This window comes from Ectobacillus soli (assembly GCF_042610425.1).
GTDB lineage: Bacteria > Bacillota > Bacilli > Bacillales > Bacillaceae_G > Ectobacillus.
In genome coordinates this window covers 1,954,563-1,980,013 of record NZ_JBGJZM010000001.1, presented here as the reverse complement: position 1 = coordinate 1,980,013, position 25,451 = coordinate 1,954,563, and the positions used below count along the sequence as shown (strand labels likewise).

The following is a 25,451-nucleotide window of genomic DNA, read 5'->3' as shown; positions in this document are numbered from 1 at the left end:
GAGGAATAAAGAATGGCAAATATTAGGTTTGAAAATGTAAGAAAATCATACGGAGATAATGTGGTGATTGACAACTTGAATTTTGAAATTCATTCAGGTGAACGTCTCGTGTTGTTAGGTCCTTCAGGTTGTGGTAAATCAACCATTTTAAGAATGATTGCCGGTTTGGAAGATGTTACGGAAGGTGATCTTTATATGAGAAATGAGCGGGTAAATGATGTACCGTCTGGTAAGCGTAATGTTGGAATGGTTTTTCAAAATTACGCATTATATCCGCATATGACTGTAATAGAAAATATAACGTATGCTCTTAAAGTAAAGAAGCAGCCCAAAGATGAAATTGAAAAAAGACTGAATGCAGCAGCTGAATTTCTTCAATTAAAACCGTATTATGACAGAAAACCTAGTGAACTTTCAGGTGGACAAAGACAAAGGGTTGCCTTAGCAAGATCTGTTGTAAAGAATAGTGATTATTTTTTACTGGATGAACCACTTTCTAACTTAGATGCCCAATTGAGAATTTCAGCTCGTACAGCTCTTATGGATATTCATAATCAATATAAACAAACCATGGTTTATGTTACGCATGATCAAATTGAGGCGATGACGTTCGGAACCAGAATTGCCTTGTTAAATAAAGGGGTATTGCAAATGCTTGATACTCCAGAAAATGTGTACCATCGTCCAGCAAATATTTTCACTGCGAAATTTATTGGAAATCCGCCTGCAAATATTTTAGAAAATGTACAATATTCGAATGGAATTCTCCATATTGGAAAGCAGTCCTTTAATTTAAGTGAGGATTGGAAGCAGTATGTTGAAAATAGTTCTTCCCATACATTCGTTTTAGGCATCCGTCCTGAACATATTCAATTAGCAAAAACACCTATCGAAGGAAGTATCCGTGCAAAAGTAAAACATTCAGAAAACCAAGGAAGTAATTTTGCCATTCACTTAGATGTAGAAGGTGAAAATGTAATTGCAATCGAGGAGTTTAATGTTTTTAAAGATGGGGAAGAAGTGTTCGTCAATATAACGATGGATCAAATTCATTTCTTCGACAAAGAAACAGAAAACAATATTGGTTATCCGGACAGTATCATTTTGAAAAAGAAAGCTGCAAGTGGAATAGAATCTGACTATCAAACTGAAAAAATCTTAGTTACGAAATAGGGAGGACAGACATGAGTCAATTATCATTTATTCAATTATCCGATACACACTTTAGAAATAACTATCTCAATGATCCGCTGGAACAGATTTTTAATGGAGTTAAAAATCCAGCAGAAAATCTGGTTGCTATACTTCGAAATATAGATTTTGAAGAAATAGATTTTATTGCTATTACGGGCGATCTTGTCCATGATGGAAGCCCGGAAGACTATAAACATATAAAAGGGCTGGTGGAAGACAATATTCCGTTTGGTTTTCCGGTATTTTATTGTTTAGGAAATCATGATGATAAACAAAACTACTATCAAGGCTTTTTTAATATCCAAAATAAATCCGATTCATTAGATTATATGGAAGAGATAAATGGATACAGACTCATTTTCTTAGATACTTCCGTTGACGATTATCATGAGGGAGTGATAACAGATTCACAAGTAGACTGGTTAGAGGAAATTTTAAAAGAAAAATCAGAAGCTGGAACACTATTATTTATGCACCACCCATTAGTATGGAATGGTGTGAAAACAACAGAAGTGTCTGATCGATTATTTGATATTCTTAAAAACAGTGACGTGATTAGCATTCATAGTGGACATCTCCATTATGCAGGCATCAATCAAATTGGGAAAATACCGCAATTTTCAATTGAAAGTCTAGCGTTTGGTGTTCATAATTCAAAAGATATGGTGAATTATACAAGCCGAAATTCTTACAATTATTATTCCCTTCGTAACCAAGAAATCTTTTCACATCCTATTCATGTGAATCCTCTAGAGAAGATTATTTGGGCGCTGACTCATGCAGAAAATAAAAGATATAATGCTGAACATTATGGAAAATAACTATTCGCTTATTGGTAAGGAGAACCTATTATGTATCTAACAGACTATCACCATCACACTGATAATTCATTTGACTCTCAAGCAACTATGAAATCGGTATGTGAAGAAGCAATAAAGAAGGGGATTACTGAAATCTGCTTCACTGAACATTTCTCTGTCAATCCGAAGGCGGTAACCTATGGCCATATGGACTTTACACGATATTTCTCACAAATTGAAGAATACCAACATGTTTTCGAAGATCGTTTGAAAATTAAAGCAGGAATTGAATTATGCGAGCCTCATTTATTACAAGAAAAATATAAAGAACAATTAGAAGGGCTTCCACTAGATTTTATCCTTGGTTCTGTACACAATATTGAAAATCAAGATATTCGATCTTATATGATTGATAAAGAACCCGTACCGCTTTATCAAAGATATTTCGAAGAGATTTATCAATTGGCTTCCCATGCGAATATTGATGTAATGGCTCATTTTGATCTGATGAAACGATATGCGGTTGACGTGGATTATTTAGGTAAGTATGATTTTAATCGATTTAAAGAAATCGTAATCGAAATTCTAAGAAAAGCAATTAGCAGAAACATTGGGATAGAGATTAATACCTCCGGATTATCCAAAAGGGCTTTAAATGAGACACTACCCTCTATGAAAGTATTAAAACTCTATAAAGAGCTAGGCGGAGAGATTTTGACGATTGGTTCAGATTCTCATAAAGCTGCTACAGTAGGGTCACATTTGGAAGTAGCTTTAGATATGGCTAAAGAGGCAGGTTTCCAATATATTTACACCTTTACTAGAAGAGTACCTAAACCTATAAAAATAGATTTGTTTTCAAGTAGTACGAAACAATCCAAATAAAGAAGAGCGCGCATAACCGGAATGGATACTATAAGGAGAATACAAAAATGAAATTAGTTCTAATGGGAGATTTCCATTATTCGCGGATGGAAAGTGGTACTGAAGAAATGCATAAGGTAAGCGAAGAAGCCTACTCCGTTATGATAGATACATTTTTGAAAATGGATGCGGACTTCCATATTTCTATAGGGGATCTGACTCACGAGGGCCATCCTGAGGAGTTTGACTATTTGTTTAGTCGAATCAGAACCAGTGATCGTCATTTTATCCACGTACTCGGCAACCATGATACTTTATCTATTCCTAAAACCGACATCCTGACAATGACCGGGCAGCAGCGCTACCAGGCCATCGATACGGAAGAGGCCAAACTGATTTTTCTCGATACGACGAAAGAAATGAATCGTGCTGACTGGGGCGGAGAAATCGATCCCGACCAGCTGGAGTGGTTACAATCCCAGCTTGAAACATCGGGGGACAAACCGGTCTTTGTTTTCGCCCATCATCCTATCTACGGTACGACTGCACGTTCTACTATCGATAAATTATCGATCCACCCGAAATTTGGAAATATTTTGGATAAAAAGAAAGGTTCCGGATTCTACTTCTGCGGTCACAATCATGTGAACTCCATCGTTTGGCAAGATGGATGGCACTATATTCAAACTGCTGCATGCCTGGATATTCCAGCGTTCCGAGTAGTAGAACTCAAGGACGGGAAGGTTACGATCAAGCTTATTCCGATTGATGATGTAGCACTTTCAGATCATATCGCTCATTTTAACACAGTGATACCAGGATTCGAACCGATGGAGAAAGCAAACGGAGAAGAAGCAGATCGGAATTTGGCGGTTGACATTATGGAGTCAGTGAAATAAGCAATGCTGGTCTTTAAAATACCGTATCAACAAAAATAAGAGTCTTGTACGACTGTACAGGACTCTTACTACCTAGAAAACCACATAATCTTATATCAAACTTTATAGACTTAATAACCAACCTCAACCGATGCAACAACGATGTACATCATATCATTTTTATCTCCCTTTTCCTCCAAGAGAATCCCGCTCGTTGTCAACATTCCCCCATCCATAACTTCCACCGTTACGATTCCAAATGGTAACGTTTTTTTAACAGCATCCATATCAAGTTTCTCTTTATCACAAGGAACTGCTAATTTTACATTGACTCTCATATTATCTCGGTTGTTGTCAGGCAGTACAGACCGAATACCAGGCATAGAATTATAGTGAATCGCATTTTTTATAGCTCGAATGGCTGCAGTCGTAATATTTTGACCATGAACATCGATGCCCATTCCTGTTTCAATAAACATGATTTTTTCCATAATTGGTTTACTTCCTTTCATTCTTTTTCAATTTTATTTTACACTTTTCGTTTTTTCTTTGCATTTGCAATGTTTGAAGTCCTAAAAGAGATTAATCATCATAACGTATACGATCTTTACCTTCAATGATTAACTCAAGTTCTGTATAAAAGTTAAGTTCAAGCGGTGCAGGCAAGCGCTCCGCAATTTCTTTTATTTCAGTCAAATTTTCTGCTTCTTCGATTGTAGCTGGCGGTTGTTCTAAATGTTGATACCAAGCCTTTAGTTCATCAATGAACTCATAAAAATGCATCTCAAATCGTTCGGCACTATCTTCACTTTCATCTTCTGAGGCTTTCGCCATCATCTCCCAATCTTCAAGAGCAACTTCCAATTTTCTCTTCACATCTTGTATCACATAATCACCCCTTGGTTTTGGTATCATTATACTGCGTGTAGGGACAAATTGGGAAATGGGTCCGACAAACAATCTTCAATACACACAATTTCCAAATAGAATTGGCTAACCATATTGTGGAATCCGAGCAAAAATAGGCGAGACCGGGGCAAATTGAGAAATCGGTAATAAATGACGGGAGAAACCGTTGCGAGTAGGGAATTGTTTTTTGTGAAAGAGGGACGGTAGAGGAGTTAGTAGTTGGATTGATGACCGTGGAAGAGGGTATTTAGTGAGAGCGGTAATTAATGGGTATGATTGATGCCCAGGAAGCTGGATTTTCAGTGAAAGTGGGAAGCAAATGACCCGATTGATGCCCGCTAAAGCGGATTTTCTTAAAAGGCGGGAACCAAATGACCTGATTGGTGCCCGTCAAAGCAGATTTTCTCCAAAAGCGGTAACCAATCCCTACATATTTCATTTTCTTCTGGCTCATTTTTCGTTACAATTAAGATAATCATAAGTATTCCTCTTATGAGACTAGCAAAGTTATTCGCAAACACTTTGGCTTGAGAAAGGAGAATCCTCCATGATTCGAAATCTCTATTACTATCTTGTTTTGTTTGCCACGTTGATGATGTCAATTGGCGGAAGCGTTGGGGTATTCATGTCTGTAGCTGACTATGTGTCACCTAGCTCGTATTATCAATCCTTTTCTGACTATAAAATGATGCAAACGAAGGACCCGTCGAATCAAACAACCGTGACCGATGACCAGCTTAAAAAATCTTACGATGAATTAGTCGTAGCTGAAAAACAGCGAATCAAGGACAACGCACTTAACGGAATTATTAAAAGCGTAGGCTGGATTGTAATTCCGCTTCCTATCTTTTTCTATTTTCAGCGTCAAATCAAAAGAAAAGAACAATAGGCGCTGAAATAAACTGTGGCCACTGAAAAGCATTACTTTTCAGTGGCTTTATTTAATTGTGCTCGCTCGAAGGAAAAAAGGAGGCGAGCGGTAACAAAAGAGTTCGGATTGTACCCGCTCAGTGGGAAAAAGGCTAGGAGCGGTAACAAAAGAGTACGAATTATGCCCTCTTGGTGGAAAAAAGGCTGGGTGTGGTAAAAAAAGGGTTCGAATTGTGCCCGAACTTGGGAAAAAAGAATGGAAGTGGTAAAAAAGGGGTTCGAATTGTGCCCGAACTCGGGAAAAAAGAATATGAGTGGTAACAAAAGAGTTCAGATTATACCCGCTCACAGATGCGTAATTGTGAGGAAATCATGAACGAGTGGCCAAACTAATATCCTAAAGCTTAAAGCTAGTTGTCTCTATTGCTTATTTTCTATATGCTAAAGATAGAATCATACTTTATTAGCTATGGTTTTTTTGAACATTCAATGTAACAAAAAAGAAGCTAAAAGAAAGCGGTGATGAAGATGAAAATCGAATACAAAAAGAACTACAAGGAATTGTATCTACCCAAACAAACACCGTCTATCATCGAAATTCCAGCGATTCCTTATATTATGATTGATGGAAAAGGAAACCCGAATGGTGAGGAGTTCGCTCTTGTCGTTGCTGCTTTATACAGTCTCAGCTACGCAATAAAAATGTCGTACAAACAGGAAATCGTCCCAGAGGGCTATTATGAATATACGGTTTTTCCTCTCGAAGGGATATGGGACTTGTTTGACAAGGACAAGCCGTTAACGGATAAAAATAACTTTAAATATACGCTCATGATGCGCCAACCTGATTTTCTAACACCAGAAATGTTCGAAGCATTTCTTGAACAGACAAAAAGGAAAAAGTCAAATCTTTATTTAGATAGTGCTAGATTTGAAATCTTGGAAGAGGGACTATGCTGCCAAATGATGCACATTGGAAGCTATGATGACGAACCGGCTAGCTTCGAAAAGATGGAAGCCTACTGCGAAAACAATGGATACAAACGAATCTATAAAATACACAAGGAAATCTATCTCTCCGACCCCCGTAGAGTAGCAGTAGAAAAATTGAAAACGGTGCTTCGGTTTAAGGTGGCGCGGGAGTAACAAAAAAAGATGTGCCAGCCGTATTGTGTTTTCTTGATACTTTCATATAAACAAATATTTATACGAATGATTTAATAGAATGAAGAGGCGCTAAAAATGAAAAGAAATTTTTAACTCAACAAAATTAGAAAATTCATATTATTGTCAAACAATGTTAAGAAAACGTTTACATAATTAACTCCTAATACTAGTATAATTTAAATATAAAAAGAGAGGTGGATGTACATATGAATATTACAACAATTATTGAATTAGAAAATAAAGAAGTAGAAGAACTTTTAGGAGCAAGAATGCAGTTTGTGGAAGAATATATTCAAGATAATATCGTAAGCGCATGCGTGGAAGGGTTTGTTGATGAAAAAACAAATGAGTTAATTAGTATTGACGATGCAGTTGAAAAATTATTTGCAGAACTTCAAAGCAAGAAGATTGTTTCAGCAAATGTGGAAGATTTCTCTTGCAAGTTACCTTCTTGTGAACGTGTTAAGAAGTTAGGTGAAGGAAAATTTGAACCTGAAAAGGTTGTAATTTCTTACGTTGAAGAGAAATAATTAGCAGCAATTAGGCTTGGCTATAATTGTGAACTGATTCACATTTTAGATGTAGACATAGGCAACCTGTCCTCTATTCTTAGGGGGGCAGGTTGTTTACTTTTGTTTGAATAAGCTTTTTATAATAGTAGTGAGTTTCATATCTAGTGGCTCTGTTTATCAGTAAAAAAGTAAGCGTATTCCCTCTAAAGTGCTACAATATCCATATACCATCCAATTATTCAACTAGGGAGCGATTCAAATTGAAACAAGTTACAGAACAAATTCTAAAATTCCGCGATGATCGCGATTGGAAACAATACCATACGGAAAAGGATTTAGCTATTTCGATTGCACTTGAAGCGAGTGAACTGCTTGAAAACTTTCAGTGGAAAACGAGTGAGCAAGCTGTGTCCGAAACGAAGCAAAATATGAAAGAGGAAATGGCTGATATTTTCATCTATCTCATTCAGCTCGTCGATAAGCTAGGTATTGATCTAGAAGAGGAAGTCTATAAAAAACTCGAAAAGAATGCAATCAAATATCCAGTTCCGGGAAAGTGAGCGATGCGGTAGATGATTATCTATAATGAACCTTCTTCGCATTTTTTGGAGCATATCTATGAAAATCAGATTGAGTATGTTTTGCAAGAAAATGTGTTAGCGAAAATGAATAAGGTTGTTTCTCCTAGTGAAATCCGGTCCTGGAAGCGTTCTTTGCCGCAGATGGCAAGAGTGCTACGCGATGCGAATGTAAAAGAGGATACGCATGTTTTGCTAGAGTACAAGCTACCCTCTACGGAGAAACGAATCGATTTTTTTGTTGTAGGGGAGGATGAAAAAGGAACGAAGAATGCGATTATTGTAGAATTGAAGCAGTGGGAGAAGGCGAAGGTGGCAAAGGGAGACGGTATTGTCCAGACTTTTTTGGCAAAGCGTGAGCGGGAGACAGTGCATCCGTCTTATCAAGCCTCTTCGTACAAACGCCACCTGCAAAACTTTAATGAATCATTATATGAGGATGCGCCTATTCAGCTCCATTCGTGTGCGTATTTACATAACTACATCCAGGCGAAGCAAAACGAGCCACTGTTAGATACACGGTATCAAGCCTATGTCGAGGAATCGCCGCTTTACTTTCAGTTTGATGATCGCTTGCTGGCGCAGTCGATTCATGCGCTTGTGGAGAAGGGGAACGGGAAGGAAATTGCCGAGTCGATTGAAAATGGGAAAATTCGTCCTTCTAAAAAACTAGTAGAAACAGTTGGCTCCCTGATTGATGGCAATGAGGAGTTCGTGCTGTTAGATGAACAAAAGGTGGCTTATGAAAAGGTTGTTACATTATATAATCAAGCTCGTCAACAAACGGATGGAAAGCATGTTATTTTGATTAAAGGCGGGCCAGGTACAGGAAAATCTGTCATTGGGCTGAATCTTATGAGCTATATGCTTCGAACGGAGGCAAATGTGGAGTATATTACTCCAAATCAAGCCTTTCGCGAGGTCCTTCGGAAGAAGCTAATTGGTTCCTCTGGTCATGTAGAAGTAAGGGATCTGTTCAAAGGATCGGCGTCTTATGTCGACACGCCGGACCAATATTTTGACGTACTTATGTGTGACGAAGCGCATCGCTTGAAAGAGCATGGTCATATGAAAAAGAAAATCGAAGGCGAAAATCAAGCAACGCAGATCATTCGTTCCTCGCGCATTAGCGTCTTTTTTATCGATGACTTTCAAAAAATCTCGAAAAAAGATATTGGTAGTGTGAACCTGCTCCAAAGAGAAGCGAAGAAGCAGGGTGCAGACGTACATATCGTAGAACTAGCTTCGCAGTACCGCTGCTCTGGATCGGGAAATTATATTTCGTGGCTCGATAGTCTGTTTCAAGGGGACGGGGAAGTAAAACTAGAAGGTGACTTTGATTTTAAAGTCGTGCCAAGTCCGCAAATTTTGCAAGATGAAATTGTCAATAAACGCGCTGGTAGACTGTTGGCAGGCTACGCATGGGATTGGACGAAAGATTCTGTGGATGGCAAGCTTGCACTTGACGTAGTTATCGAGGAGCATCAATTTGCGCTGCCTTGGAACGATGCAAGACGAATCGATTGGGCGATTCATCCCGATTGTGCCAATCAAGTTGGCTGCATTCACACCGTTCAAGGACTTGAAATGGACTATGTCGGCGTCATTATCGGTAAGGATCTCGGGTATGATCCGGAAACGAAGTCGCTGATTGTTCGCAGAGATGAGTTTAAAGACAAAGGCGCGAAACCTCGAAAGGGACAGGACGAACTGCTGGCGGATTTGGTTCGGAATACGTACAAGACACTCATGACCCGTGGAATGAAAGGGTGTTATGTGTATTGCTGTGATGAGGGATTGGCGGGGTATATGTTAGAAAAAGTGAATTCTTACTGCGACTGATACTATGCTTCAATACTATGTGTATCCATTTTTGTATATTCGACAAAATACAACAAACCCTCATCCAATCCTCATTTAAAATATCAATATATTCAAAAAATAAAACGATTGGGTGATTAACATGGGAAATCTATTTTCGGATATTTTAGGTGGTCAAAAGAAAATACTAAAAGATAAATATATCAATGTACCAATCACCGATACTATGCTTTTGAAACTAATGAACCAGAAACCAATCGAAGGCATTAGCGATTTAGCAGTGAGCTTCGGTGAGGAAACCATTGTTATTAGCGGAAAGGCGAAGAAAATGCTCGTGACAATTCCGTTTCAGGTCGAGCTTAAACCGGTTCATGCAGAAGATCGCAACGTATATTTTGCTGTGGTGGATATGAAGCCTTTAAATCAAGGCTGGATTAAGAAAGTAGCCTTTAACATCCCGCCGACCCTTACGTATGAAGAGGAGAAGGTCTGTATGGATTTAAATTCAATCGATATCGTCAAAAAGGTTCTATTTGGTAAGATTAAGCATATGGAAGTGAAGGAAAATAAGCTGTATGTAGGGATTGGGATTTAACAGGAGCAGGTATTAATTAAGGCCACTGAAAACGTACTATGTTTCAGTGACCTTATTTATGTGGGAGGAAGAAAATGGATTAAACAGAATAAGTATTGGATCATAATGGCTGGATTTTTGATCATATACTAAGGATATTCACGCATATCTCGCTTCTTTATCGCGAAATATAGGATTCTTCTTACGTATAATCATCTATCTAGTCCATAGCTCTTTTTTTCTATGGAAAACGGTGCTAGACATATTATTTATATTTTTCACTGTGTAAATAGTAGAAAAGTATTGCATTTTATTCAAATTCAAGTTAATATACCTATCAGGGTATAATTTTGGCAAAAAGTGACTGCTAATTATCTTTCCCTTTCATAGATGAAGCATATGAATATTTCCCCCGAAGATTTTACTAAACATTACAAATGAAGAATGAAAAAATGATCAATGGAGGTTATTTCATGAAGGTAGCTATTATTGCCGCAAATGGCGGTATGTTTGACGCGTACAAAGTATTTAATATTGCAACGGCTGCAGCAGCGACGAATGGAGAGGTGAAAATTTTCTTTACCTTTGAAGGGTTACAACTCATTCATAAAGAAGGGCTTCATCATTTGCCAATACCAGCTGGCAAAGAGCAAATTCAAGAAGGCTTTCAAAAAGCAAATGTACCATCTATTGCTGAGCTTATTGAGATGGCCCAGGATTTAGGAGTTACATTTATTGCATGTCAGATGACTATGGATGTTATGGGTCTAACGAAGGAAGATTTCGTAGAAGGTACAGAAGTAGGGGGAGCTGTTACGTTCCTAGACTTTGCAAAGGATGCAGATGTTTCTTTATCTTTCTAAGAAACAGTTTGCAGCATAGAAAAAATAGCTTTAAAGAGTGATTTATATGTGAAATGGATACATTTCGCCGTTTGTATACCCCTATTGGTATACAAACGGCATCTAGTATTAGTAAATATATAAGATACAAGGGAGAGTCTTGCATGATTAAAACAGACGTCTTGTTAGATGCAAAAGGTTTATCTTGTCCGATGCCTATCGTAAAAACTAAGAAAGCGATCGATGCAATGATGCCTGGGCAAGTAATTGAAGTGCAAGCTACGGATCATGGTTCCAAAGCAGATCTAATCGCTTGGGCAGCTAACACTGGTCATCAATACATTGGATTAGTGGAAGATGGAGATGTGTTAAAGCATTATTTGCGAAAGGCAAGTGCTGGTAGCGAAAAAGAGGAAGAAACGTATCCGCATGTGATTACGAATGAGCAATTGGAAAGTAAGCTAGAAGAAAATTCCTTTCTCTTAGATGTCAGAGAGCCTGCAGAGTTTGCTTTTGGTCATATTCCTGGCGCTAAGTCGATTCCATTTGGTGTTTTAGAAGAGAAAATGGAAGAGCTTCCGAAGGATTGTAGCATGTATATTATTTGCCGTACGGGGAGAAGAAGTGACTTAGCTGCGCAGCTTCTTTCTAAAAATGGTTTTTCGGATGTTGTAAACGTCATACCTGGGATGTCAATGTGGTCAGGTAAGCTAGAAAAAAGTACAGAAGAATAAAGGGAAGTCGCCATCAGCTGTACAAAGCTGATGGATATTTATACGAAAAATTATACCGTAGGGGGTACTTGATCAATGATAGAAGTAACTTCTGCTGAAATCGTGGAGAAGCTTTTGGAAAAAGAAGACCTTTTCATTTTAGATGTTCGGAATGAAAGTGATTATAACGATTGGAAAATTGAAGGCGAAAACGTAACTTCAATTAATATGCCGTATTTTGATTTACTTGATGGGGTAGAGCCTGTATTAGACAAATTGCCAAAGAACCGCGGTGTGCTAGTTGTTTGTGCAAAAGAAGGTTCATCGAAATTTGTTGCAGAGATGCTAGAGGAAGCAAATGTGCCGAATGTGTCGTATTTACAGGGCGGAATGAAGACTTGGAGTGAATATTTGTACCAAGCAAAGGTATATGAAGATGAAGCTGTGAAAGTATATCAATTTGTCCGGGTAGGAAAAGGCTGTCTTTCCTACATGATTTTGTCAGGAAAAGAATCTTTGGTTGTCGATGCTTCTCGTTTTGTAGAGGCTTACGAACAGGTGGCGAAGCAAGAGGGTGTAGCAATTTCACACATCGTAGATTCGCATCTTCATGCTGATCATATCTCTGGTGGCTATACACTCGCGCAAAGTACTGGCGCATCCTACTATTTAATGAAGAGTGAAGGTGCGACGATTTCCTTCCTACCACTCGAGGACTATAGCAAGATTAACTTTGCAAATGTAAGTCTAGAAGTGTTAGCTGTGAAAACGCCTGGACATACCCCTGGTAGTGTTTCATTCCTTATGAACGATAAGCTATTGTTCTCTGGAGATACGATTTTCGTCGGAGGATTAGGACGCCCAGACCTAGGTGGAAAGGTAGCTGAATGGGCTGCAGATTTATACGAGACTGTGTATGAGAAAGTAGCGGGAATTGCGGATGATGTTATCGTTCTTCCTAGTCACTATGCAAACCTAGATGATGAAATAAATGGTGCAGGCTACATCGGGGATACACTTGGAAACATTCGGAATCGTAATGAAATGATGCAAAATAAAGGGAAAGCAGATTTTATTGAGCAAGTGGTTCAAAATGCAAATACAAATACTCCTCCTAACTTCGAGGAAATTGTAGCCATTAATCGTGGGGAGCTTGCGGTATCTGTAGAAAAACAACAAGAGCTAGAGATTGGGCCAAATCGCTGTGCTCTTCATCATTCGTAAAGAATTGGAAATGAGGGATAATATATGAATTCGGATAAATTACTGGATGTAAAGGGTCTGTCTTGTCCTATGCCTATTGTGAAAACGAAAAAGACGATTGATGTAATGGAGCAAGGTCAAGTTCTTGAAGTTCATGCCACTGATAAAGGTGCTAAAAAGGACTTAGCAGCATGGACCAAAGCAACAGGCCATGAACTACTTCATCAAGAAGATGATGAAGAGGTATTAAAGTTTTGGATTCAAAAGGCGTAATTCGTTTATACATCGATTTACTAGCAGTGGTGTAAACAATCTCACTGCTAGTAATTTTTGAGGATCTATTTTCACATCACAGGGGGAAAGTAAATTGAGTATCGGTTTCGTACTCCTTATTTTTGTGCTTGGATTTGTCGGTTCCTTTTTGTCAGGGATGCTAGGAATTGGGGGCGCCATTATTAATTTCCCAATTTTATTATATGTTCCGGCACTGCTTGGCTTTTCATCCTTTTCTGCTCATGAAGTAGCAGGCATTGTAGCCGTTCAAGTATTCTTCTCCACGTTAAGTGGTGCATGGTACTATCGGAAAAGTGAATATGTAAATAAAGCTCTTGTCTTATATATGGGAAGTAGTATTTTAATTGGAAGCTATATTGGGAGTTATGGTTCAAAATTGATTAGTGAAGCACAAATCAATATATTGTACGCTGTATTAGCAACAATTGCTGCCATTATGATGTTTGTTCCAAGAAAAGGATTAGATGATGTGTCGCTTCAAAAAGTGACCTTTAATCGTTGGATTGCTGTGATTTCATCCTTTATTGTAGGAAGCGTTTCCGGGATTGTCGGTGCAGGCGGAGCCTTTATCCTTGTACCCATTATGCTTGTTATATTAAAGGTGCCGACACGGATGACGATTGCTTCTTCCCTTGTTATTACGTTCATATCGAGCATTGGGGCAACGACAGGTAAATTAATGACGGGTCAGATTGTATGGATTCCGGCTGCTATTATGGTAATCGCTAGTATACTAGCCTCTCCGCTTGGGGCAAAAATGAGCAAAAAAGTTTCGGCTAAAATGCTACAAGGTATTTTAGCAGCATTAATTTTGGCAACGTCCTTGAAGATTTGGATTGGTATGTTGTGATTTTGCCAGATTAGGATGGTCGTTGTAAAGACCTTTACGATAAAAAAGGTATAATTTTCTCATGCCTATTGAGAAAATTATACTTTTTTTTTAGAGAATTTCCGAATCGTATAGTTTTCAAAGCGGGAACCTAGCTTTACAAGGTAAGAGAGGAATTGTGTCCGCCAAGAGTTGCTGAATCGGAACACTTCAATAACTATCGGCAGATTCAAAATAAATTCATACGATCTTCAAAAGGATTATGGCTCATTCCATAGAACTACATACTACATATCAGAAAGGGGGAGAACAAGCTGCTCGCATCCTTATTAACGCATGCTACCTATCCAGTCGTCTTAACAGGTGCAGGTATGAGCACGGAATCAGGTCTTCCTGATTTTCGTTCGAGCCAAAATGCACTTTGGAAAAATCGAAATCCGTTAGAATTTGCATCTGTGCAGGCGATGCAAAACAATCGGCCTGAGTTTATTGCTTTTTATCGTAGTCGTATCAAAGCGCTTCGTGAAGTTCGTCCTCATCAGGGATATGAGATTCTTTCAAACTGGATACATAGCGGACGTGTGAAAGCGATTATTACGCAAAATGTGGATGGGTTTCATTCTCTATCAGGTTCCGGGCATGTTGCTGAGTTGCATGGTACGCTTCGTACCTGTCACTGTCACAGCTGCGGGAAAGTATATACGAGTAATCGGTTTACTGATTCAGAGGATTTAATTTGTGAATGCGGTGGCTTTGTTCGTCCTTCGGTTGTTTTATTTGGCGAGAATCTTCCTGAGGAGGCATTGTCTTTTGCAGAAGAGGAAAGCAGGAAAGCCGATTTGTTTCTTGTTTTTGGCACCTCTTTGGAGGTAAGTCCTGCCAATCTCTTTCCGCAAATTGCTAAGCGAAACGGGGCTTCGTTAGTCATTGTGAACCGTGAGCCTACACCACTCGATGCAATTGCCGATTTTGTCATTCAGGACCGGAATATCGGGGATGTTCTTCGCGAGGTAAAGCAGAATTTGTCTTTTTGAAAGAGGGTATCTTACTTTGTTTACCCTCTTTTTTTTGTGTCCTTTTTCCTTTCTACATAAACTGATAGAATAAAAGAAAAACCAAGATAGGATATTCAGGGGGAAAATAGATTGCAAAAGAGAAAGTCGTATTCGGCGTATCGTAAATTCGTGTTGACAGGAGGAGCCTTGCTGCTTATAGGGTTACCGGTTCAAGCAGCAGACAATCCTCCTATAACAAGCGTACAGGAAAACCAAATTGTTGCGTGGACGAGCGGGAATGGCATTTGGTCTCTGCCGTATGGATTATCAGGTGCTAGCTATGTTGGCCAGACGATTGATTATGCCGGACAAGAGGTTCAGCTTGTTCAGAAAATGACGGTGGGCACTGTGCTTTGGTATCAGTTTAGTATAAATGGGAAGGTGGTTGGCTGGCTCGATAGCCGGGCACTTAGCCAGGTAACAAATTTTGAAACTATGAATCAGGCAGAGGTAATGGGGGCGACGAATGGAAATGGCATTTGGTCGGTTCCATACGGCGTGCCGGGGGCGAATTATGTAGGATTAACGGATTTGTATGCATACCGAGATATTCAAGTTATCGAAAGTGCGATGATTGGAACCGTTCAGTGGTATAAGGTTAGCGTAGATGGACAGGTGATTGGCTGGGTGGATATGGCGGCATTAGTGCAAGCCGGTGAAGTAAAGGCGGTTAATTTTTCAATTGTGATGGGAAGTACACAAGGTAATGGAATCTGGTCAACACCGTACGGAGTGGTAGGCGCTCAGTATGTAGGAAGTACAAATGACTATGCCTATCAAACGGTTCAGGTAACCAAAACGGTAACAAGAGGAAATGTAACTTGGTATGAAATAACGAAGGACGGCAAGTCGATTGGCTGGGTGGATGGTCAGCGGGCAGTAACCGACTTAACAAATGTGAAGGATGAAAATCGTTCTGCTGTCATCGGTATGTCGACAAAAGGGGACGGAATTTGGAGTGCACCGTACGGCGAATATGGTGCGAGCTGGGTTGATGTAACAAATCGTTACAGTTATCAAAACGTGCAGATCGTGCAAAGTGCGATGAAGGACGGAGTAACTTGGGATAAAATCATGGTAGGAGGACACGTTTTAGGCTGGGTTGATGCCAATGTATTTTCTAATTCCGTGACGAATATGCAAAATGAAAATAAATCGGTACTCATTGGCAATGGAAATGGAAATGGTGTGTGGAGTGCTCCGTACGGGGAAATAGGAGCATCCTATGTTGGTTCTGCAAGCAATTATGAAAATCGCCTGCTGCAAGTGGTTCGGAGCTTAGACGTAAATGGGGTACATTGGCTTTTCTTTCAAGTCGATGGTCATGACGAAGGCTGGATTGATGAAAGAGCAATTTCTACAGCAACGGACGTTCATAGTATGAGTCAGGTCGCACATGTGTCTGCTGCTTCGGGGAATGCAGCTTGGTCGAAGCCATACGGAATGGCGAATGCTTCTTACGTTGGCGCAGCTAGTGATTTTGCAAATAAAGATTTAACGTTGCTTCTTTCTGCCACGTATAACGGGGTAACCTGGTATCAATTTGCACAGGGTGGCCGCACAGGCTGGCTTGATAGCAGAGTGATTAGTTTTGGCGGCGTAACGATTGCCGATCAATTGCAAACCATTGGTGACAATGGGCAGCTTATTCTAGTTACGGCATCTGGCTACGGTACAAATATAGCGCGCATCCGTACATTTGAACGCGACGGAAAAGGATGGAAGCCACTTCTTGATATTTCCGGCCACATTGGCCGCGACGGCTTTGCACCGCAAATGAGTGAATATGTCGTGGAGTCGCCAAGAGGAAAGTATTCCATTGGCACTGCATTTGGCCGCTACGGAAATCCAGGTACAAAATTGCCATTCCGTCAAATCACATCAGATGACGTTTGGGTTGATGATTCCAATAGCTCCCTCTATAACACATGGCAATCACGAAGTGCAACAGGTGGACAGTGGAGCAGTGCCGAAAATATGGATATTCCTGCTTACAACTACGGATTTGTAATCAACTATAATACAAGCAGAACCCCCGGAGCAGGAAGCGCAATCTTCTTCCATGTCTCTAGTATGTACACGAATGGCTGCACGGCTACGGATCAAAATGATGTGATTTCGATCTTGCAGTGGCTCGATCCTGCGAAGAATCCGGTTATTATTCAAACGCCGGACGGGGAGATTGGAAATTATTAAAGAAAGCGAAATGTGGCCACTGAGCATCATTCAGCGGCCTTTCGCTTACTTCGACTGATGTTTCTCAAGCATTTGTTGTAAATATTCTTCGGACTTTCCTTTTGGAATACTCAGGCTATCCCAATCTCCGCCTTTTATTTGTTTCCCGATATAAACGATTTGCCCGACATGGTAAGCGTAATGAGCGATTTGTATTTCAATCGCTTCTATTACAGGGTGTTTTTCACCGCGAATGGTCACATTCCTCATTAAATCGATTTCTTCTAAATGATTTAATGTTTCAAAAAGAGTGTTCCACCCTTTTTCTAAAATAGTAGTCAATTCCGATTTCGATTTGATCGTATCGACAAATTCTTCCTCGCGATTCCGGTTTGGTTTCTCGCCATCTGCGTGTAAGAAATCGGTCCATCTTGAGATCATATTGCCACTTACATGCTTGACAATCGCAGCAATGCTATTTGATTCCTTATTCGCTCTCCAGTGAATATCCTCTTCTGATACTTGCGCAATTGCCTTATCTCCTAACTCTTTTACACTTGCAAATCTATCTTTCACAATTCGTAAATACTCTGTTTCCATCTTCATCGAATCCACTCCTTTTCAATATACGTTTATTTTCATCATAATGTACGCTGCTCTTGGTAGGCAATAACTGGACCTTAAAAATGGTTGATTTATCCATAGAAACAACGTATGATTGAAAACAAATAAAACTACTGTGAATACATGGGTATATGAAAATGAATCAGATTTTTTTGAAAATTCAATAGGTATAAGGAGATTTTTATTATGACAGAAAACCAAAAAAATTCCCATCGTTTTGATACAATCGCCCTACACGGCGGTCAGCCTGTGGATCCGTTCACACGTTCGAGAGCGGTGCCGATCTATCAAACTACCTCGTATTTGTTTGAGGATACCGACCACGCGGCAGATTTATTTAAATTATCCGGCGAAGGATACATTTATTCCCGAAATGCGAATCCGACAATCGATGTGCTAGAAAAACGACTTGCTGGACTAGAAGGTGGTACGAGTGCGTTTGCAGTATCATCTGGTCAAGCTGCAATTGCGATTGCCATTTTGACACTTGCGAAGGCTGGGGATGAAGTTGTTACAACAAGCGCGTTGTACGGCGGTACATATGTGTTATTTGCCAAAACATTCAAGCGTTTTGGTGTGAACGTTCGGTTTGTTGATGGAAGAGATCTTGCTGCGATTGAAGATGCGATTACGGATAAGACGAAGGCAGTATATACGGAAACCATCGGAAATCCGAGTTTGCAAATTGCCGATATACGCGAGTTAAGTGAGATTGCCCATAGTCATAATATTCCGCTCGTAGTGGATAATACATTTGCCTCGCCATATTTGGCACGACCTTTTGAACACGGAGCAGATATCGTCGTGCATTCGATCACGAAGTTTGTCGGGGGGCACGGTACGTCCATTGGCGGTGCCATTATCGATTCCGGAACGTTCCCGTGGGATAACGGAACGTTTCCTGAGTTTACAGAACCAAACCCGAATATTGGAAATCGTTCGTTTTTGGAAGCGGGAAAAGATAAAGCGTTTATTACAAAGGCACGCTTTGAGCTTGGGCATGATTTAGGGGCATCCCTGTCGCCATTTAACGGTTGGCTCTTTATTCAAGGACTTGAATCGCTTCCTGTCCGCGTGAAGCAGCATGTCTCTAATAGCTTGCAAGTAGCAGAATTTTTAGAGCAACATGAACAGGTGGAATGGGTCAATTACCCGAGCCTACCAAGTGATTCGCAATATGATCTTGCTAAGCAGTACTTGCCTAAAGGAGCCGGATCCATCTTTAGCTTTGGCATTAAAGGGGGACTTGAGGCAGCCAAAACGTTTATTAATTCAGTTAAACTTCTGTCCCATGTTGCCAACGTAGGGGATTCCAAAACGTTGGTTATTCATCCAGCAAGCACATCTCACGCTAGATTGTCTTCCAAAGAGCAAATCTCAAGCGGCGTCTTTCCAGAGCTTGTTCGAATTTCCGTCGGGTTAGAGGATATTGAAGACATTCTTGCAGATATCGAGCAAGCACTAACTGTAGCAAGAAAGCTTGTTTCTAGCAAATAAAAAGCATGAACAATTGAAATATTCGAAAAATTCATTGTGAACTTTTTAAAACAATGATACAATACATTTAATTCCTATTAATCAAATAAAATTAGTTTAATATTTTGTTTCTTATCAAGAGAGGTTGAGGGACCGGCCCTTTGACGCCTCGGCAACCAGTATTAATATTTTTTATTATTACCACGGTGCTAATTCCTGCAAGTTATGATGATAACTTGGAAGATAAGAAGAAGAGCTGTATACTCACAACCTTCTTCTTTTGGAGAAGGTTTTTCTGTTTGACTAGCGTACTTCTGGAGATATATTGTTTTAATTCAGTGTTTTTATATATGTATACTTATATATTTGTAAGAAGTGCATAAAAGGGGGACAACATGCGATGAGTAGTGAATATGTAATCCGAAATGATCGCGATGCAAAACTTGTGGAACATGCCGATCGAATTGCAAAGGAAATCGCGAAAACGGCTGCTAAATATGATGAAACGGGCGAATTTCCATTTGAACATTTTGAAATTTTACAAAAAGAGGGATTTTTGAATTTTACCATTCCTAAGGAATATGGCGGAGAAGGTCTTTCTCTCTATGAAATCTTGCTTGTACAGGAGCGACTAGGAAAAGCTTCAGGTAGCACTGCTCTTGCAGCGGGCTGGCATTTGATGACGTTTTTTAGCTTACGTTATTTCCGTCCGTGGAAAGAGGATGTTTTTGCTAGGATTTGTAGGGAAGCGGTCGAGGACGGCTCACTTTTAAATGTGTATGCAACAGAACGGGCGACGGGAAATATTGTACGCGGCGCGAATCCATCAACAATCGCGAAGAAAACAGAAGGCGGTTATATCATAACGGGCCGGAAAGCATTCGCAACGCTTGCACCGATTGTGAAGCGTTTTACGGTAATGGCTTATATCGAAGAAGAAGATAAAGTTGCTGAATTTTTAATTGAAAAGAATGAATCGGTAAAGGTTATTGAGACGTGGAATACACTTGGTATGAGAAATACAGGTAGTCATGATATCGATCTTCAGGACGTATTCGTGCCAGATGAAGCGTTACTTGCGTATTCAGAAAAGGGCGTTCCGAACCGGTTTAATGGGCTAAGTAGCGCATATACGTTGCAGATTCCAGCCATCTATCTTGGAATTGCAACTGCTGCAAGAGATTTTATTTTGGAATATGCGGATTCGCGCTATTCACCAAGCCTTGGTGCAGTTATTTTAGAAGCACCTCACGTTCAGGAAAAGCTAGGAGAAATCGAAATTCTGCTTACCTCTTCCCGTTCGCTCTTGTACGGTCTGGCTGAAAAGTGGGATCAAGAAGAAAAATGGCGTGACAAATTAAGCAATGAAGTAGCGGTGACGAAATATGTACTTTGTAATAACGCAGTACGCATTGTAGATTTGACGATGAAAATAGCAGGTGGTCATGCCTTATCTAAGGATTTACCACTTGAGAGATATTTCCGCGATGTGCAATGCGGTCTGTATAACCCGCCACATAACGATATGGTTGTAAGACAACTTTCAAGTTCCGCCATCACAAGTTATCGCAATACAAAAAAAGAATTTCAGCTTAGCTAGGAGGAATCATACATGACGAAGCAAAAGCAAATGCATCTTGGTGCTTTTATGACATCTTATTTGGGTCATCATTTAGCAGCATGGCGCTATCCAGATACAAAAACAGAACAAGTGACGAGCTTCAGTTTATATAAAGAAATTGCGCAGCTTGCCGAGCAAGGGAAATTTGATATTTTATTCATTGCCGATGTACTTGCTCACAATGAAGAAGACATTGAATTTACACCGCAAATTCGCTTTGAGGCTACGACAATTATGGCTACACTTGCCGCTGTCACAAGCAAAATCGGGTTAGTTTCTACCTTATCATCAACCTACAGTCATCCATTTAATGTAGCAAGATCATTTGCAACGCTTGACCATATGAGCGGTGGGCGCGCAGCTTGGAACGTTGTGACAACGGCCCACGATCATGAAGCTGCAAACTTCGGTCTTGATCATCAGTTGGACCACAAGCTTCGTTATGAAAAATGTGCGGAGTTTGTCCAGGTTGCAAAAGATCTATGGGATAGCTGGGAAGATGACACGCTACTCTTTGATCGCGAAAAAGGCCGTTTTCTCGATGGAAGTAAAATTCATCCCATCAATCATGAAGGAAAATACTATAAAGTAAGAGGTCCGCTTAATATCCCGAGACCACCGCAAGGACACCCGGTGATTTTCACGGCAAGTTCTTCAGAGGATGGAAAGCAATTTGCTGCTAAGCATGCGGATGCATTCTTTACCATTGCTCCTGATTCCATTGCAAAGGCAAAAGTGATTTATGATGATATGAAACAACGTGTAACAAGCTTTGGCCGAGATAAAGATCAATTTTTAATCATGCCTGGCGTCGTACCAATCGTAGCAAAGACGCAAAAAGAAGCAGAGGAAAAATATGAGCATTTTCAAGAATTGATTTTGCCAGAGCTAGGCATTGGCTGGTTATCCCGCTATGTTGACCATGACTTATCTCAATATGCACCAGACTCCTTTCTTCCTGAACTGAAAAATGTTGACCAAGTAAACGGAGAAAAAGGCCGCTTTGAACTACTAGCCGAGCTATCCAGAAAAGAAAATTTAACAATCCAACAGCTAGGTCGCTTCTTTGTTAAGGGGCAAGGACATTTGTTCTTATACGGATCCGGTGATGCTGTAGCGGATAAACTGGGAGAATGGTTCCTAAGCGGTGCATGTGATGGATTTAATGTGAAATTTCCGTACTTTCCAGGCGGCGTAAAGGACTTTGTAGACTTCGTAACTCCTGAATTGCAAAATCGCGGGTTGTTCCGTACAGAATATGAAGGGAATACACTACGTGAGAACTTGGGATTGGATTTTCCGAAGGTTGGCGGGGTAGTGAGAGTTTGATAGAGAAAGGGGAATCCAGAAGTCTGGATTCCTTTTTTTTTGATAGTTGAAAATAGTCGATAAAACGAAAAAGTCGCTGATTAATTATCCGTGACATAAGCATGGAGAGGATAAAGTGCAAATGTAGAAGTCGTCTTTAAAATAGGCTGTTTTCGCAAAGTTTGTTGTTTTTGAAGGGTTATATTTATTTTAGTAAAATATATGACATAATGATTCTAGATTTAGGAATTAGGATTGATTTAGGATTTTGGCTTGAATTAGGATTTTAGATATAATTAGGAATTTGAAAGAACTCAACAATTTTGTAACGGGTTCAGTTAAGAGGTTGAAATTTTGATTTGGCAAGTGTTTTGACATTGAGATTGGTCGATTAATTGTCTATAATTAGAGTAAAAAGGATGTCAATTGACATCCTTTTTACCAGTTTGGAATCCATTCACTAAGTCTTCTTTAAAGGTTTTTATACAATCCCTAATAAAAAGCGAACTTGAGATTTTTCAATACCCAATTTTTTAAGTGGAAATTTCGGATTTTGAACAGGGCATATTTTTGATACACTTAAACAAAAAATTTAGAGGAGATTGTATGGGAAAAATATTATCTAGAGGATTGCTAGCTTTATATTTAGTGATACTAATCTGGTTAGTTTTATTCAAATTAGTGTACAATATTTCGTCAGTATTTAATTATCATCATAGGAGTCTTAACTTGATTCCATTTGCTTCAGGAGACCATTTCATAGAGATGATAGAAAATGTCATAGTCTTTATTCCTTTGGGATTGCTTTTGAATGTCAATTTCAAAAAAGTTGGGTTTTTACCTAAGTTTTCTTTTATACTGGGTTTAAGTCTTACTTTTGAATTAATCCAATTTACCTTCGCTATTGGAGCGACAGACATAACAGATGCAATTACAAATACTGTTGGAGGCTTTCTTGGACTGAAATTATATGATTTTAGTAATAAGTATATCAATAATAAAAAATTAGACCGAGTTATTAATTTTGTTGGTATACTTTTGCTCGTATTATTGCTCTATTTCCGTACCCATCTAAGAATTAAATATTAGTTTATTCATCTCAATTTACACCATTTATTTCCTTCTAATACAAATGATGTATTAACGGATGTTGGTGGTTTTCCAATGGATGAAAATACCTATACAGTATTTTTATAAAACGATGGATGGTGGAAGTTCGTATATCTTTGTAGTGGTAAATGAAAAAACGTGGAGTCTATGTTATTCATTTTATCTAAAAAACAAGAAATTCATAATCACTCAAAACTAGGCACTCTATGTCTAGTTTTTTATTATGTTTAGGTTAAATAGACATAATTTTGACACTCAAATTGACACCAATTTTGTTGGGTTCTTATTTATGCACTTTTGAAAGTTTCAATCGTCATATAACTTGATTTTTGGCACGCCAAAATAAGAATTTGTTCCACTTGTTTTTCAAATGCTAGATTTTTACCTAAATCAAGCCAACGGAACCAGTACAAGTAGTTATCCAAGTATTTTGTGGCAACTCCTTGGAATCTTTCCATCCACTTCTTTAACTGATTATGAAAGTTGTTAACGTGTTGAATGTGATAAATGCCTTCTTTCACTCGTTGCTTTTGCCGTTCGTTTACAGGTTCGTGCTGCAATTTCTTCATCTTGGCAAACTTTTTATAGTTAGTAGCTGTATCCGTACATAGCAAAGAAGTTGGATTAATATATCCACCTATTACTGCGTCTATTTCTTCAGCTTTAACACGCCCTGTACCAGCTTTACGAGCAATCGAATTGCCGTTTCTGTCTTGGGCGAACACAACAGCTATTTTCTGATTGGAGATACCTCTTTTTTTGTCCTTTTCTCCACGCTTTTTTGGTTTTCTATGAGTGATTTCTCTACCTTTCATTGACTCACGAAAGAAAGTTTCATCACTTTCGACAATTCCAGTTAATTGATTAAACCCGTGTATTCCTAATGTGTTCAAGATTTTGTGTCTCCAATAAAATGCGGTAGAAATATGAATTTTTAGGTGCTCGGCAATTTTAGGCAACGTGCATCCTTCAACCATCATCTCGATATACTTGACCTATTTTTGTAGTTAAGGGCGAATACCTTCTACATACGATATTACATAAATATGTCGAATATACACGATGAAACAGTCTAAAGATGGTTTTATAATTGAAATAGGGACTGTGGTTACTTCCTATATAAAAATAGTATACAATCTTCGTTACAGAGAAAGGAGAATCTGAGCGTATGATTAAACATTTATACTATTATCTCGTGTTATTTGCAACGCTGATGATGTCAATTATCGGAAGTGTTATTGTATATAGAGCGTTAGTGGATTATATTGCGCCCAGCACATACTCTTTAACAGAATATACAATGACGATGGAAAAGCAAGAACCTTCAGATAATACAACTGTTACAGTAGATAAGTTGATACAATCCTATGAAGATACAATAGTATCAGAAAAGCAAAAAATAAAAAATGGTGTTTTAAATGGAATCGTAAAAAAACTAGGTTTTGTTATTGTACCATTGCCAATCTTTTTTTACTTTCAACGGCAAATGCGTATAAAAGAAAAATCCTGAACATGCTACATGTATACGATGTTTATAACTGTATATGGGGGGTGAGGACAATTATATTTTCGGCGCTTGTTATTGTTGTAATTCTTATTATAGCAGGTATAGCTATCCCTCTTTTTAAACAAAAACATAAACAACCACTACAGGAAGGGGAGTCTCAGGCTATGATTAAACAATACTATTATTATCTCGTGTTATTTGCAACGCTTATGATGTCAATTGGCGGTAGTGTTGGTGTATTCATGTCAGCGGCTGATTATATTGCTCCTAGTTCGTATTATCAATCCTTCGCAGATTACACCATGATGATGGAAAAGCAAGCTCCTTCTGATAAAGCAAACCTGACAGAAGCAAAGTTGAAGCAATCGTATAACGAAGTAGTGGCATTAGAGAAACAACGAATAAAAGAAAATGCTTTAAATGGAATTCTAAAAAACTTAGGTTTGATTATCATACCGTTGCCAGTCTTTTTTTACTTCCAACAGCAAATCCGTAAGAAAGCATAAAAGGGTTTGAATACGAATGTT

At 39.0% G+C, this 25,451-nt stretch carries 27 protein-coding genes, 2 pseudogenes and 1 riboswitch; of the genes and pseudogenes, 24 read left to right on the top strand and 5 right to left on the bottom strand.

The window, feature by feature from the left end; genetic code table 11:
• Window positions 1–12: 12 nt before the first annotated feature.
• The 4 genes from ACAN53_RS10150 to ACAN53_RS10135 are packed head-to-tail and all read left to right on the top strand — an operon-like array spanning window position 13 to window position 3,757.
• Complete coding sequence (locus tag ACAN53_RS10150) at window positions 13–1,173, top strand: ABC transporter ATP-binding protein (protein ID WP_379969570.1); 1,161 nt, start codon at window positions 13–15, stop codon at window positions 1,171–1,173.
• A gap of 11 nt (window positions 1,174–1,184) precedes the next feature.
• A complete protein-coding gene (locus ACAN53_RS10145) occupies window positions 1,185–2,015 on the top strand; it encodes a metallophosphoesterase family protein (protein ID WP_379969568.1) in 831 nt (276 codons plus the stop codon).
• Between the two features lie 30 nt (window positions 2,016–2,045).
• Complete coding sequence (locus tag ACAN53_RS10140) at window positions 2,046–2,879, top strand: histidinol-phosphatase HisJ family protein (RefSeq protein WP_379969566.1); 834 nt, start codon at window positions 2,046–2,048, stop codon at window positions 2,877–2,879.
• Between the two features lie 47 nt (window positions 2,880–2,926).
• Window positions 2,927–3,757, top strand: coding sequence for a metallophosphoesterase family protein (locus ACAN53_RS10135; RefSeq protein ID WP_379969564.1), 831 nt, complete (start codon window positions 2,927–2,929; stop codon window positions 3,755–3,757).
• A 110-nt stretch (window positions 3,758–3,867) separates the two neighbouring features.
• On the opposite strand, the gene ACAN53_RS10130 is transcribed toward ACAN53_RS10135, so the two are convergent.
• From ACAN53_RS10130 to ACAN53_RS10120, 3 genes are all read right to left on the bottom strand, one after another.
• Window positions 3,868–4,227 (bottom strand): Lin0512 family protein, encoded by a 360-nt coding sequence (locus tag ACAN53_RS10130; RefSeq protein WP_379969562.1) that lies wholly within the window; start codon window positions 4,225–4,227, stop codon window positions 3,868–3,870.
• A gap of 91 nt (window positions 4,228–4,318) precedes the next feature.
• Complete coding sequence (locus ACAN53_RS10125; RefSeq protein WP_379969560.1) at window positions 4,319–4,612, bottom strand: hypothetical protein; 294 nt, start codon at window positions 4,610–4,612, stop codon at window positions 4,319–4,321.
• Window positions 4,613–4,998: 386 nt separating this feature from the next.
• On the bottom strand, window positions 4,999–5,124 hold the full coding sequence (locus tag ACAN53_RS10120) for a hypothetical protein (RefSeq protein ID WP_379969558.1): 126 nt from the start codon (window positions 5,122–5,124) through the stop codon (window positions 4,999–5,001).
• A gap of 68 nt (window positions 5,125–5,192) precedes the next feature.
• Here ACAN53_RS10120 and ACAN53_RS10115 point away from each other — a divergent pair, with 68 nt between their 5' ends.
• The 14 genes and pseudogenes from ACAN53_RS10115 (at window position 5,193) to ACAN53_RS18090 (ending at window position 17,299) form a co-directional block, all read left to right on the top strand.
• The gene (locus ACAN53_RS10115; protein WP_379969557.1) at window positions 5,193–5,534 is read left to right on the top strand and encodes a hypothetical protein; all 342 of its coding nucleotides are present in this window, start codon (window positions 5,193–5,195) and stop codon (window positions 5,532–5,534) included.
• 503 nt (window positions 5,535–6,037) lie between these two features.
• On the top strand, window positions 6,038–6,661 hold the full coding sequence (locus ACAN53_RS10110; RefSeq protein ID WP_379969555.1) for a GyrI-like domain-containing protein: 624 nt from the start codon (window positions 6,038–6,040) through the stop codon (window positions 6,659–6,661).
• Window positions 6,662–6,888: 227 nt separating this feature from the next.
• Window positions 6,889–7,212, top strand: coding sequence for a hypothetical protein (locus tag ACAN53_RS10105; RefSeq protein WP_379969553.1), 324 nt, complete (start codon window positions 6,889–6,891; stop codon window positions 7,210–7,212).
• 242 nt (window positions 7,213–7,454) lie between these two features.
• Complete coding sequence (locus tag ACAN53_RS10100; RefSeq protein ID WP_379969551.1) at window positions 7,455–7,754, top strand: nucleotide pyrophosphohydrolase; 300 nt, start codon at window positions 7,455–7,457, stop codon at window positions 7,752–7,754.
• Window positions 7,755–7,766: 12 nt separating this feature from the next.
• Window positions 7,767–9,614: a DUF2075 domain-containing protein gene (locus tag ACAN53_RS10095; protein ID WP_379969549.1), complete on the top strand. Its 1,848-nt coding sequence runs from the start codon at window positions 7,767–7,769 to the stop codon at window positions 9,612–9,614.
• Window positions 9,615–9,735: 121 nt separating this feature from the next.
• Window positions 9,736–10,188, top strand: a complete 453-nt coding sequence (locus ACAN53_RS10090) for a hypothetical protein (RefSeq protein ID WP_379969547.1) — start codon at window positions 9,736–9,738, stop codon at window positions 10,186–10,188.
• A 452-nt stretch (window positions 10,189–10,640) separates the two neighbouring features.
• Complete coding sequence (locus ACAN53_RS10085) at window positions 10,641–11,030, top strand: DsrE/DsrF/DrsH-like family protein (RefSeq protein ID WP_379969545.1); 390 nt, start codon at window positions 10,641–10,643, stop codon at window positions 11,028–11,030.
• Between the two features lie 143 nt (window positions 11,031–11,173).
• Window positions 11,174–11,743, top strand: a complete 570-nt coding sequence (locus tag ACAN53_RS10080) for a sulfurtransferase TusA family protein (RefSeq protein ID WP_379969543.1) — start codon at window positions 11,174–11,176, stop codon at window positions 11,741–11,743.
• A gap of 75 nt (window positions 11,744–11,818) precedes the next feature.
• Window positions 11,819–12,946: an MBL fold metallo-hydrolase gene (locus ACAN53_RS10075; protein WP_379969541.1), complete on the top strand. Its 1,128-nt coding sequence runs from the start codon at window positions 11,819–11,821 to the stop codon at window positions 12,944–12,946.
• A gap of 24 nt (window positions 12,947–12,970) precedes the next feature.
• Window positions 12,971–13,198: a sulfurtransferase TusA family protein gene (locus ACAN53_RS10070; protein WP_379969539.1), complete on the top strand. Its 228-nt coding sequence runs from the start codon at window positions 12,971–12,973 to the stop codon at window positions 13,196–13,198.
• A 94-nt stretch (window positions 13,199–13,292) separates the two neighbouring features.
• Window positions 13,293–14,069 carry a sulfite exporter TauE/SafE family protein gene (locus ACAN53_RS10065; RefSeq protein WP_379969537.1) on the top strand — a complete coding sequence of 259 codons (777 nt, stop codon included), beginning with the start codon at window positions 13,293–13,295 and terminating at the stop codon, window positions 14,067–14,069.
• Between the two features lie 293 nt (window positions 14,070–14,362).
• Entirely contained in the window at window positions 14,363–15,082 is a 720-nt protein-coding gene (locus ACAN53_RS10060) for an NAD-dependent deacylase (protein WP_379970304.1), read from the top strand.
• A gap of 150 nt (window positions 15,083–15,232) precedes the next feature.
• Window positions 15,233–16,447 (top strand): annotated as a pseudogene (locus ACAN53_RS18095) (GW domain-containing glycosaminoglycan-binding protein); the annotation flags it as partial.
• Window positions 16,448–16,483: 36 nt separating this feature from the next.
• The gene (locus tag ACAN53_RS18090; RefSeq protein ID WP_463323067.1) at window positions 16,484–17,299 is read left to right on the top strand and encodes a GW domain-containing glycosaminoglycan-binding protein; all 816 of its coding nucleotides are present in this window, start codon (window positions 16,484–16,486) and stop codon (window positions 17,297–17,299) included.
• Between the two features lie 45 nt (window positions 17,300–17,344).
• Here the strand turns inward: ACAN53_RS18090 and ACAN53_RS10050 are convergent, their stop codons facing one another.
• Window positions 17,345–17,884 carry a DUF1572 family protein gene (locus ACAN53_RS10050; RefSeq protein ID WP_379969533.1) on the bottom strand — a complete coding sequence of 180 codons (540 nt, stop codon included), beginning with the start codon at window positions 17,882–17,884 and terminating at the stop codon, window positions 17,345–17,347.
• Window positions 17,885–18,088: 204 nt separating this feature from the next.
• On the opposite strand from ACAN53_RS10050, the gene ACAN53_RS10045 reads away from it, so the two are divergent.
• The 4 genes from ACAN53_RS10045 (at window position 18,089) to vanZ-A (ending at window position 23,396) form a co-directional block, all read left to right on the top strand.
• A complete protein-coding gene (locus ACAN53_RS10045; protein ID WP_379969531.1) occupies window positions 18,089–19,399 on the top strand; it encodes an O-acetylhomoserine aminocarboxypropyltransferase/cysteine synthase family protein in 1,311 nt (436 codons plus the stop codon).
• A 108-nt stretch (window positions 19,400–19,507) separates the two neighbouring features.
• Window positions 19,508–19,628, top strand: a riboswitch (SAM riboswitch).
• Between the two features lie 150 nt (window positions 19,629–19,778).
• Window positions 19,779–20,978, top strand: coding sequence for an acyl-CoA dehydrogenase family protein (locus ACAN53_RS10040; RefSeq protein WP_379969529.1), 1,200 nt, complete (start codon window positions 19,779–19,781; stop codon window positions 20,976–20,978).
• A 12-nt stretch (window positions 20,979–20,990) separates the two neighbouring features.
• Window positions 20,991–22,328: an LLM class flavin-dependent oxidoreductase gene (locus tag ACAN53_RS10035; protein ID WP_379969527.1), complete on the top strand. Its 1,338-nt coding sequence runs from the start codon at window positions 20,991–20,993 to the stop codon at window positions 22,326–22,328.
• A 585-nt stretch (window positions 22,329–22,913) separates the two neighbouring features.
• Window positions 22,914–23,396, top strand: a complete 483-nt coding sequence (vanZ-A, locus tag ACAN53_RS10030) for a glycopeptide resistance protein VanZ-A (RefSeq protein WP_379969525.1) — start codon at window positions 22,914–22,916, stop codon at window positions 23,394–23,396.
• A gap of 308 nt (window positions 23,397–23,704) precedes the next feature.
• Here the strand turns inward: vanZ-A and ACAN53_RS10025 are convergent.
• Window positions 23,705–24,409 (bottom strand): annotated as a pseudogene (locus ACAN53_RS10025) (IS1595 family transposase); the annotation flags it as partial.
• Between the two features lie 176 nt (window positions 24,410–24,585).
• Between ACAN53_RS10025 and ACAN53_RS10020 the strand changes: the two are divergent.
• Together ACAN53_RS10020 and ACAN53_RS10015 are read left to right on the top strand one after the other, a co-directional pair.
• Window positions 24,586–24,927, top strand: coding sequence for a hypothetical protein (locus ACAN53_RS10020; RefSeq protein ID WP_379969523.1), 342 nt, complete (start codon window positions 24,586–24,588; stop codon window positions 24,925–24,927).
• 161 nt (window positions 24,928–25,088) lie between these two features.
• Window positions 25,089–25,430, top strand: a complete 342-nt coding sequence (locus ACAN53_RS10015; protein ID WP_379969521.1) for a hypothetical protein — start codon at window positions 25,089–25,091, stop codon at window positions 25,428–25,430.
• Window positions 25,431–25,451 lie beyond the last annotated feature (21 nt).

Excerpts from the sequence above, each read along its gene's own strand:
- ACAN53_RS10150 (WP_379969570.1), top strand. The coding sequence starts at position 13 with ATGGCAAATATTAGGTTTGAAAATGTAAGAAAATCATACGGAGATAAT.
- ACAN53_RS10145 (WP_379969568.1), top strand. The coding sequence starts at position 1,185 with ATGAGTCAATTATCATTTATTCAATTATCCGATACACACTTTAGAAAT.
- ACAN53_RS10140 (WP_379969566.1), top strand. The coding sequence starts at position 2,046 with ATGTATCTAACAGACTATCACCATCACACTGATAATTCATTTGACTCT.
- ACAN53_RS10135 (WP_379969564.1), top strand. The coding sequence starts at position 2,927 with ATGAAATTAGTTCTAATGGGAGATTTCCATTATTCGCGGATGGAAAGT.
- ACAN53_RS10130 (WP_379969562.1), bottom strand. The coding sequence starts at position 4,227 with ATGGAAAAAATCATGTTTATTGAAACAGGAATGGGCATCGATGTTCAT.
- ACAN53_RS10120 (WP_379969558.1), bottom strand. The coding sequence starts at position 5,124 with ATGATTATCTTAATTGTAACGAAAAATGAGCCAGAAGAAAATGAAATA.
- ACAN53_RS10115 (WP_379969557.1), top strand. The coding sequence starts at position 5,193 with ATGATTCGAAATCTCTATTACTATCTTGTTTTGTTTGCCACGTTGATG.
- ACAN53_RS10110 (WP_379969555.1), top strand. The coding sequence starts at position 6,038 with ATGAAGATGAAAATCGAATACAAAAAGAACTACAAGGAATTGTATCTA.
- ACAN53_RS10105 (WP_379969553.1), top strand. The coding sequence starts at position 6,889 with ATGAATATTACAACAATTATTGAATTAGAAAATAAAGAAGTAGAAGAA.
- ACAN53_RS10095 (WP_379969549.1), top strand. The coding sequence starts at position 7,767 with ATGATTATCTATAATGAACCTTCTTCGCATTTTTTGGAGCATATCTAT.
- ACAN53_RS10090 (WP_379969547.1), top strand. The coding sequence starts at position 9,736 with ATGGGAAATCTATTTTCGGATATTTTAGGTGGTCAAAAGAAAATACTA.
- ACAN53_RS10085 (WP_379969545.1), top strand. The coding sequence starts at position 10,641 with ATGAAGGTAGCTATTATTGCCGCAAATGGCGGTATGTTTGACGCGTAC.
- ACAN53_RS10080 (WP_379969543.1), top strand. The coding sequence starts at position 11,174 with ATGATTAAAACAGACGTCTTGTTAGATGCAAAAGGTTTATCTTGTCCG.
- ACAN53_RS10075 (WP_379969541.1), top strand. The coding sequence starts at position 11,819 with ATGATAGAAGTAACTTCTGCTGAAATCGTGGAGAAGCTTTTGGAAAAA.
- ACAN53_RS10070 (WP_379969539.1), top strand. The coding sequence starts at position 12,971 with ATGAATTCGGATAAATTACTGGATGTAAAGGGTCTGTCTTGTCCTATG.
- ACAN53_RS18090 (WP_463323067.1), top strand. The coding sequence starts at position 16,484 with ATGAGTCAGGTCGCACATGTGTCTGCTGCTTCGGGGAATGCAGCTTGG.
- ACAN53_RS10050 (WP_379969533.1), bottom strand. The coding sequence starts at position 17,884 with ATGAAGATGGAAACAGAGTATTTACGAATTGTGAAAGATAGATTTGCA.
- ACAN53_RS10045 (WP_379969531.1), top strand. The coding sequence starts at position 18,089 with ATGACAGAAAACCAAAAAAATTCCCATCGTTTTGATACAATCGCCCTA.
- ACAN53_RS10040 (WP_379969529.1), top strand. The coding sequence starts at position 19,779 with ATGAGTAGTGAATATGTAATCCGAAATGATCGCGATGCAAAACTTGTG.
- ACAN53_RS10035 (WP_379969527.1), top strand. The coding sequence starts at position 20,991 with ATGACGAAGCAAAAGCAAATGCATCTTGGTGCTTTTATGACATCTTAT.
- vanZ-A (WP_379969525.1), top strand. The coding sequence starts at position 22,914 with ATGGGAAAAATATTATCTAGAGGATTGCTAGCTTTATATTTAGTGATA.
- ACAN53_RS10020 (WP_379969523.1), top strand. The coding sequence starts at position 24,586 with ATGATTAAACATTTATACTATTATCTCGTGTTATTTGCAACGCTGATG.
- ACAN53_RS10015 (WP_379969521.1), top strand. The coding sequence starts at position 25,089 with ATGATTAAACAATACTATTATTATCTCGTGTTATTTGCAACGCTTATG.